This window comes from Tumebacillus permanentifrigoris (assembly GCF_003148565.1).
In the GTDB taxonomy this organism is placed as follows: domain Bacteria; phylum Bacillota; class Bacilli; order Tumebacillales; family Tumebacillaceae; genus Tumebacillus; species Tumebacillus permanentifrigoris.
In genome coordinates this window covers 1-8,919 of sequence record NZ_QGGL01000035.1, presented here as the reverse complement: position 1 = coordinate 8,919, position 8,919 = coordinate 1, and the positions used below count along the sequence as shown (strand labels likewise).

The following is an 8,919-nucleotide window of genomic DNA, read 5'->3' as shown; positions in this document are numbered from 1 at the left end:
AAGAGATCATCCGGTATTAGCACTCGTTTCCAAGCGTTATCCCAGTCTGCCAGGCAGGTTACCCACGTGTTACTCACCCGTCCGCCGCTGACATCCATGGAGCAAGCCCCACATCAGTCCGCTCGACTTGCATGTATTAGGCACGCCGCCAGCGTTCGTCCTGAGCCAGGATCAAACTCTCAATTAAAGTTTGATTCAAGGCTCGAATCGATTCTCATCTATCACTCGTTTAGTTTTCAAGGATCAAAACGTGCCGCCGAAGCGACTCAATCAATTTACCATACCGATCATCTAGTGTCAACTGGTAGATTTTCTTTTCTTCACTCACCACATCTCTCGCGGCGACAAGGACTATCTTATCAAAGATCCAACCGCCTCTCAAATCAATTTCTCGACAAACACAACTCAAATGAAACAAAAAAACAGGAGAGCGCCTACCTGGCTGCTTCTCCTGCGTTTCTTGTTACCTGACTCAAAAGTGAATCAACAAATCCTTGATCAACCGCTCCACAAAAGACTCCTGAAACACCTTCAACTTGCGTTTTTGTATCGTCTCGATCAAAAGTTCATCCCAAGGCAGACTTAGTGTAGACAAGATTCGTAGCTCCTCTTTGTCCCACCACAGTCCCTTGTCATGCGCAACGTAATCGTCAGAACCCATTCGCCAAGCACAGAAACTCTCTGGATACCGTTTCTGAAAGGAACTCGCCATCTCGAGCCCCTTTCGGTCGAAATCCCCACTATAGAAGACGAGGCTGCCTTTTTCCACCAACGCGTCCAACACCTTTAACGCAGCGACAGACGGTTGCCCACTAGTACACATCACGGCCGGCCATGCGCGACCACTTGGCCACGCATCGACAATCGTCTGAAAAACTGAGGGATTTTCCACCACATAAACCCTCGACACCGATTCCCAGACCAGATCCGCTCGGGCGGCCGCCAATGGTAAAATGACCGGAATGCCTGCCTCGTAAAATGTATCAAAAATCGGACGAAACCGTTCGGATGAGATAGGCTTTAGTCCTAGCAAAAAAACTTGGGATGATAAATCGTCAGCCATCAACCCAGCCTCCGCCATCAACTCGCGCTTCCTCTCAGCTGTACCACCTGATGATGGATCAAATAGATCAGACAGTACTTGGTGCAGTAACCGACCCAACTGTTGATCTCCATCAAATACATGAGGATCGCCGCACAGCCGATTCCCAAAAACCGGCAGTCGCTCCTTTCGATCCTCCCAGCATGGCAACTCATCCACAGCTCGCACAATCAGAGCAGCCCACTCGAAAGCCCGCTGTTCTTCGTCTTCTAATAGACTCTTCAGAGTTCGGGTCCCTGCCCCCTCACCTGCTCGTAGTTTTTCCACCCACCGACAACTCTCTGTACGCAGACAAAGTTCCGCGAGACGATCGCAAAACTGCTCCCACGTCTGGAGTTTCTGCTCCCGCCGTTCGTGGTTGGATACGAGCGGAGTCCCTGTCACCAGAGGAACGAGTTCAGCCAACCCGATCCTCCACCTCGATTCCAACATTCGTCGTTCCAATATTGGCAATTTTACAGTGAGTTTGTCCTCAGACAAACAGGGGATGCCGAGCAGACCTGACAAACGACTGCATTCTTCCTCGGTGAGCTGTTCAAGCACCACACGCCCGGCCACGCGCCCGCGCATCGATTCCATTTTTCGTCGCACTGCCTCAAATAGCCGACGATACCCAGGCTGGATAAAATGCTTTTTTACTTCATCCGCTGAGAGCATAATCCACCACCCGGATGACACCGTTCCAATAATACCGTATCACATCGACATGATCCGCATTTTTGGGTCGAACGATCTCGTAAATCGCCAAACCTTTAACGGTGTCAAAGCAACCCCATAACACCTGACTTGTCATCATGTAGTCGAAGTCCATCTCTGTCAGCAGTTTAAACAGGTCGCGCACATTCTCTTCGTCAACCCCTGCGAATGCCTCATCCAACGAAATCAACTTGGGACAATCAGATGAGGCCCCCTTATAGCGTGAGGAAGCGGCGGCCAACAGCGGAATATACATGGCCATCGCCTTCTCGCCACCGCTCATGGCATTAAATTGTGAGTCGGTTAACTCGCGGTAGCCTGCTTGTTCACCTTTTTTATGACTCAACTGGAAACGGTACCACTTGCGATAATCCAAAAACTCATGGATGATCACCCGCAAGGCCGCCGTATGCTCAGCCTCCGATTTGGCTTGTTGGATCTTCGAACGAAAATGTTCTTGGATGCGTTCCCGGTCTTCGTCCGTAAGATGTACATAATCAATCCTGAGCAACCGCACCAAATCCGAAGTGTCCATCTCCTGCTCGGAGTTTTTGGGCCGTGGCTCCCATTTGAGCTTCAATTTGAGACCGCTGGACGTATCCCGATTCTCCATGAGTTCGTTCATCTGCCGCACCCATTCTTCTGCGCGCTGAATCTTTTGACGAATGCTGACTCCGATATCTTGTAGCAAGATCTTTTCCATCAGCTCACGTTCCTTTTGGTTCATAAGCAGATTTTGTTCCTCCAACAGCCTTTGCAAAAGATCGAACTGCCGCTCTGGCGAAATCGGTCGGGTGCGATCCATCATAAAATGAACTACTTGTCGTGAGCCCGCTTCCTCCATCTCCAACACGTACGACAACAGATGCGGTCGCACTTCATGGAACACATCATACAGTTGTTTCAAAATGGTATCCCCGCGTCGGGCATCATACACGCCCCGATACCTTTGATGCACTTTCCGGCACACTTTCAATGCATCCGCACGATCGGCAGGCAGCTCCTGCCCCCGCCACTCGGTCAGATGCAACCGCCATTCCTCAGCGAATTGCAATACTTTCTCATCGAGAAAAGCCAACGACTCCTCGCGTCCGATCTTCAAGCTCTCCACCTTGTCTACCAAATTCAAGCGAAGAGATCGCAGCTGGATGAGCCCCTTTTCTTCATGGTAAACGACGGTATGCAAAACCTCTTTGGTCTCAGAAATGGACGTGGTCAAACGACGGAGTTGCTCCACCTTCTCCTCGACATGTAAGTCCTCCATCACTTTGCGCAACGCTTCCACTGTTGCGTCCGCCTCTTGCCAATCGCGCTCTTGTTTGGACCACTTGTCCTGTTCCATTTCCAATTGTTCTACCGCATCTTGAACGGAAGACTCCAATGCACGCAGTTGAGCTTGGGTTTGCATCATGCGGTCGCACAGAGTACGCAAGGAAAAAAACTCCCCCCGATAGACTTGCACCTGTTCCACTCCCCACGCGAGTTGTGACTCAGATTTCAAGGAATTCCACAGCCCCGTTGCATCGCTCAAAGCGCGGCGACGTTCCTGTTCCTGTTGCAGAACACGTTTGTATTGCTCATTTTTCGTCTCCACAACTTCCCGTGCCGCCTGCCATTTGCCCTTTGCAATCTCCAAGGAACGCACCAATTCCTCCAGCAGATCCGCTTTTGGAAAAAGAGACCACTCCGCTTGCAAGCGGCGCTCTTGGTCGTCCTGTTCCGCTACAACTTGTTCGTACTGCTGCACAGCAACCTGCAAACGCTCCAACTCAGCCTGCAAAACCGCAATCTTCGCCAGTCGCGTCTGACGTCTACTCTCGCGACCGATAAATTCTACGCGTGACTTCGGCGGCACTTTGCCAAGCATCGTTCCGAGTCGGAAATATCCCTCCTCCGACAATACCACCCGCGCCGATCCAATCTGCACATCGCCCATCTCAATCGAACGAAGTATCGAGTCAATGTGCTCCCCCGAAACCGAGCAGTCCTCCGGCGGGGTCGGCCGCAAATAGTCGGCCAATGAGGCTCCAAATACAACCGGGTCCGGTTGAATCCAAAACTCTTGATCTTCACGCGACCATTGCAATCCTTTGTCTCCGATCCACGCATCCAGCAAGCCGGTTTCCTGCAAAAGCGCTTCAATCTGGGCTTGTACTTCCAAGGGCACTTCCCGGCGAAACTCACAAGATTCGTAGAGCGGGACCCCTTGAATGTCGCCAGCCGCATAGGAGAGACGGGTTTGCACCCTCGCTTCCGTGCGGGGCGGTTCGGGTTCTCGCTGTTCTTGCCAGCCTTGCAACTCAGCCTTGGTCTCCGCCAGCTCCTTTTTCAAATGCTCCTGTGTGTTGCGCAATTCCAATCGCACATGCCGGATCGCATCCAATTGCTGCTCATACGCGCCCGTACATGCGAGACGCACTTGCTCGTACCGGACCACGGGGAAGTCGGCCAAACTCCGAAGAGCTTCCTCCATCTCTCTATCTTCAACCTGCAACACCTTCAATTCGCTTTTCCACTTCCACAGGGAGCGCTGTTGTTCTTTTTTACCAGTTTCGAGTCCTTCTTCCGCTTGGTGCAGCAAGCGTTCTTCATCATCGCGACGCAGCGTCGCCTCGTGTAACTCCGTTTCGGCTGATCGAAGTTTTTGTTTGGCTTTCTCGTATTCCCGAGCCAACTCCAGCCCCCGCTTCAACGCTTGTTCGTGGCTGTCCAACTCTCGTTTCCAATTCGCCCATAACGGCTCATCCTCCACCGCTTCACGTGAGATTCGCAGATGCGCCACTTGATGGTAGGTGAACTCCATGTCCGCTGCCGTCGCTTCCATCTCTTGCAATTGGTTCTGGCGCTGCGATTCCCACAACTGCAGTTTCCCAGCACATTCTTGCTGATCTCGCGCAATTTGTTCCTTTTTTCGCTGCCAAAATTGAACTCTGCCTTCCAACTCCATCAGTTGTGTCTGCAAAAGATCGCGGTTCTTCATCTTTTCCATCAATTGTTCCTGTGTCTGAAATGCCTCGTCTTTTTGCAAAACGTTGAGCTCAGCCGTCATCTGCCGAATGGCGTTCTCGGCCTCGCGCTCTTGTGCCATCAATTTCGTGATCGTCGCTTCACACTGATCGTATTCCAAGTTGCGAGCTTCCCAGTCCTTAGTCAGCTTCGTGAACTGCTCCTCAGCAGACATCACCTGCCCGGAACGGCTATACATCTGGTATTCATTGTATCGTTGATACACGTCCGCTACCCGTTTGACAAACCCCACATGCGTCTCTAACTCGTCTTTTCGTTCTCCAATCTGATCGATGGCCTCCAAAACTTCTGCAAGTGGACGCAATTCGTCATCTTGGAGCGGCGGCAGACCGTTATTGAGGATCTCGTAGATCGTGCTAGGCTTGAAATCCTTGGAAAGTTTCGGACTGCGCAGTTGAATCAACAGGTTTAGCATATCCTCGTATTGTTCAATCTGGCTGTACTTAAAAAGCAGTCTGTTGACCATGCATTTGTATTCTTTGCGCTCTCGAACAACTTTCCCGCCGCTTCCGATGGCGCGCTCCAGCCCTTTCCAATCAAGGGGGAACTTCGACTCCCTATCAAAAGAATAATCAGACTCGTACAGATCGAAGGTCTGTCCAATTCGACGACCATCTGTAATCGAAAATCCCCAGAAATCTAGGTTGTGCGAACGCCTGGCTCTCAGTCCAATCCCAATCGTCAAATACGTTCGTGTGCTCGGATCTTTGAACTCCATCCAGAGATACCCGGTGCTATCTGAGTTTTTTTGATCCTCCCCCAAGAGATAGTACTCCATTCTGCGATCTCTGGAGCCAAACGGGTCCAGTCGATGTGGTCGCGTATCCCCGTCCAAGACGACAGGGATGAAGCTTTGCATCGTAACCGACTTCCCGGCGCCATTTGACCCCCGGAACAACACCCGCCCGTCTTCCATGACGAATTCTTGATCCTCGTAGTACCAAAAATTAAACAAGCCCGCCCGATGCAGTTTCCATCTCGTAATCACATGGCATCCTCTCCTAGCTGTTGCTTATAGAATCCTGACCACCGTCCCAAAGCAGCCGTCAATTCAACCTGCTGCCCGCCATTCCAGACAGCCAATCCCCACTCCGACAAATGATGAAGTAACTGATCAACCAACTCGGCGATGGTGGTTTCTCGGTCATGTTTACTCCAATACGTCTCGTGAGTCTGCCGCATCGCTTCCAAAACCCGCTCCAGATCAGCGCGCGTCAATTCAATCGTCCCGGCAGGAGTTGTGGGAAACTCAGGAGTATCTGCTTGTTGTCGTGCCCGGATCTCTGCGGCCAGCAAAAGAGTTACATCGCTGATCGAACGAGCGGTGGGAAACAATTGTGTCTCCCCTCGTCCATCCTCCGCATAAAAAAGCATCCCTTCCCGATACCTCGAGCCTTGCAGCCCCACCGTCTTGAGTTGTTCCAAGATGTAGTTACGCTGCCAGAGCACGTAGTTCCGGTCATCCTTTTGCAGGAACCACGCATCTGGCACATACGGTTCTTGCAAAAAACGACGGAACACATAATGACGACGCCGAGCGTTTTGTCCCTCCTGATTGTCTGGATAAACCCCAGCTCCCAGTTCCTCCATATCCCGCACCAACGTAATATCCTGCGCAAATGTTCGGAGCACGAGTGTGGCTACCGATGTGCATTCATACAGGATATTCGCTTTCTCGTCCTTGCTCCGCGCCCATTCCTCCTCATCCCCGTGAATCGCATGGAGCACTCCGAGTTCCCTCAATTTTTTCAATACTCTTTTGAGCGATTGGCGATCAGGCGTTTCTTCCAGAGAAAAATCAACACCAGCCAAATGAATTTGCGCGGAAACTTCCTCTACCATCTCACTAAGAACGAATTGTTCCGTTTCACTTTTATTAACCAAAAACCTGGTACAGAACGTAAACAACGCGTAGTCGAGTGGCTTTTGAAACTGTTGGATACCCATCCACGGCTGTGCCACACCCGGAACTTTCTCCAACTTGAACAGCTCTTTTGTCTTCAATAGCGTAAAGCCGCAAGCATTGTGGAACCAAGTTCGCAATTCTTCATAATAATCGCGTATTCGTAGAAACAAGTCTGGATCTTCAGACTTTACTATCCAAGGTCTGTTGAGAAGCAACTGTGCGAGAATTGCCCGCTCCTCACGACGTTGTTCTTCTTGTGGTGACAGCGTCATTACTCTCCCTCCTTGCGAAACACCAGGGTAAAGTCAGGCATCTGCAACGTGCCGTCCTCACATTCCAACGTGGTCGTTGGGATTTCCGTTTTCCTGTCAATGGCAATCTGAATTCCCTCCGGCGTCGTGAAAAACAACAACTTATTCCCCAAACACCGGCCAATCCACGCAAGGAGTTGCTGCCTTTCCTGACGGCTTACTACAGGTAACTCTGAGATGCGGACGATGCCTTTGGCAACATATTGCTGCAACAGTCCTTCTTCCCATTGTTTGTTCTCCAGATAGTCTTGGATCGAGGTGGTTTTCTTTCGTTTTATTGCTGGAGTCGGTCCAGTACTGCGTTGTCGATACTGTTGTCCGCGCGGGGTAAGTGAAATCTTATTGGGATGCGTTTGCCACATGGATGTCTCCGCAAGTGCGCTACGATCATCTCGGTGTTCTCCTAGAAAGTGCCGTGTTTCATACAATCCAAACGCATAGGCGAACAAACGATGTGCGTCATCCATGTCGTCAAGCCGCAAAAACCAAAGACCGATCGCCTCCAGCTCTTGCATCCTCGATATGCCGCTACGGCCCTTCTCTTGGATGCGCAAAGCACAGCGCACAAGCTTGTAAATAGTCTCTTTGGCGATATGGACGAGGCGCACGGTCTGAGCACGGTCACGCTCATCACCGAGAAACCAACGCTCAAAATTCAGCCACTGACTTTGCATGCGTCTCCGCCATTCCTCTTCAGTCAGTACTTCTTCCAGCTGTGGCACAGATCGTTTGGCCGTAATAACAGCTTCTAAGTACTCACTCACGAAGCGTTCATCTCTCTGTAGATCTCGAAGGGATTGGGAGATTTCTGGAGCCGTCTGCTGCAAAACCGAGATGAACTCGTCCAGATAACTGATCACCGAGTCCTTATAAGGGAGAAAAGCTTCGGTCGTGTACAACTCTTCCGATTGCTTGCTGTTTAGGCTGGCGATGTAGTTGCCTGCTTGTTCGTTCAGGTTTTTGAAAATCTCAAACATACGATCCCAATGTTCTTCCGCTTGTTGGGCCGAACGATCTGTCCAGTTACGCAGGCTTTGAACCAGTCGAGCCAGCTCATACAATTTGCTCGATTGCAAAGCACCGCCATATCCCTTAATCCCCTCTAGTTGAATGACCAACCGCTCAATCTCAATGGCGTAGGGTGTCATCATATAGCGGAATCGCTTTTTCAAGTACTCCTCAATCGTTGTAACACGCGTCCCGTCGTGTTGGACGACCAGACTGCCCCACTCCTTCAAGACCCCCAGGTCCTGTTGGCACTCCTCAAGTTCATATGGCATATCAAGTCCCATGGCCACAACACCTTCGTAGACTTCTTCTGGTCGTAGCCAATAATTGATGCGCTCATACTGTTCGTAGAAAAAACGCATGATGTACCGATAGCGAATGATGTTTCCGCGTGCGTTTAGATACGTAAATTCCGGAATCGGTTTGTTTAGACTATCATACATGAGAAAACCCCTATAGAATGGATAGATTTCATATAATTTACTAAAGTTTAGCATGTTTGAATAAACAAAAAAAGACCCGATCCACAATGGATCGGGCCTTTTTGTTCCTGATGCTTCTGCCTCGCGACGTCCTACTCTCCCAGGACCCTGCGGTCCAAGTACCATCGGCGCTGGAAAGCTTAACTTCTGTGTTCGAGATGGGAACAGGTGTGACCTTTCCGCCATCATCACGAGACTGTGACAACTGGGTAGAGCAACTTTGTGAGTTCAAGACCTTGCATTTCGTAGGATAAGCCCTCGACCTATTAGTACTGGTCAGCTAAATGCCTCGCGGCACGTACACACCCAGCCTATCAACCCAGTCTTCTACTGGGGGTCTTACCACGTTGACCGTGTGGGAAGTCTTATCTTGAGGGGGGCTTCGCG

General features: G+C 50.7%; 4 protein-coding genes and 3 rRNA genes. All 7 read right to left on the bottom strand.

Going from position 1 to position 8,919, the window contains the following annotated elements:
* Nucleotides 1-187 (bottom strand): 16S ribosomal RNA (locus tag C7459_RS22130); the annotation flags it as partial.
* A gap of 285 nt (nucleotides 188-472) precedes the next feature.
* Entirely contained in the window at nucleotides 473-1,759 is a 1,287-nt protein-coding gene (locus tag C7459_RS22125; protein ID WP_109691419.1) for a TIGR02679 family protein, read from the bottom strand.
* On the bottom strand, nucleotides 1,743-5,813 hold the full coding sequence (locus C7459_RS22120) for a TIGR02680 family protein (RefSeq protein ID WP_109691418.1): 4,071 nt from the start codon (nucleotides 5,811-5,813) through the stop codon (nucleotides 1,743-1,745). The genes C7459_RS22125 and C7459_RS22120 overlap by 17 nt, the downstream gene beginning before the upstream one ends.
* Entirely contained in the window at nucleotides 5,810-7,003 is a 1,194-nt protein-coding gene (locus C7459_RS22115) for a TIGR02678 family protein (RefSeq protein WP_109691417.1), read from the bottom strand. Before C7459_RS22115 ends, C7459_RS22120 begins: the two co-directional genes overlap by 4 nt.
* Nucleotides 7,003-8,493, bottom strand: coding sequence for a TIGR02677 family protein (locus C7459_RS22110; protein ID WP_170119614.1), 1,491 nt, complete (start codon nucleotides 8,491-8,493; stop codon nucleotides 7,003-7,005). The genes C7459_RS22115 and C7459_RS22110 overlap by 1 nt, the downstream gene beginning before the upstream one ends.
* A gap of 118 nt (nucleotides 8,494-8,611) precedes the next feature.
* Nucleotides 8,612-8,728, bottom strand: a 5S ribosomal RNA gene (gene rrf / locus C7459_RS22105).
* Between the two features lie 50 nt (nucleotides 8,729-8,778).
* Nucleotides 8,779-8,919 (bottom strand): 23S ribosomal RNA (locus tag C7459_RS22100); the annotation flags it as partial.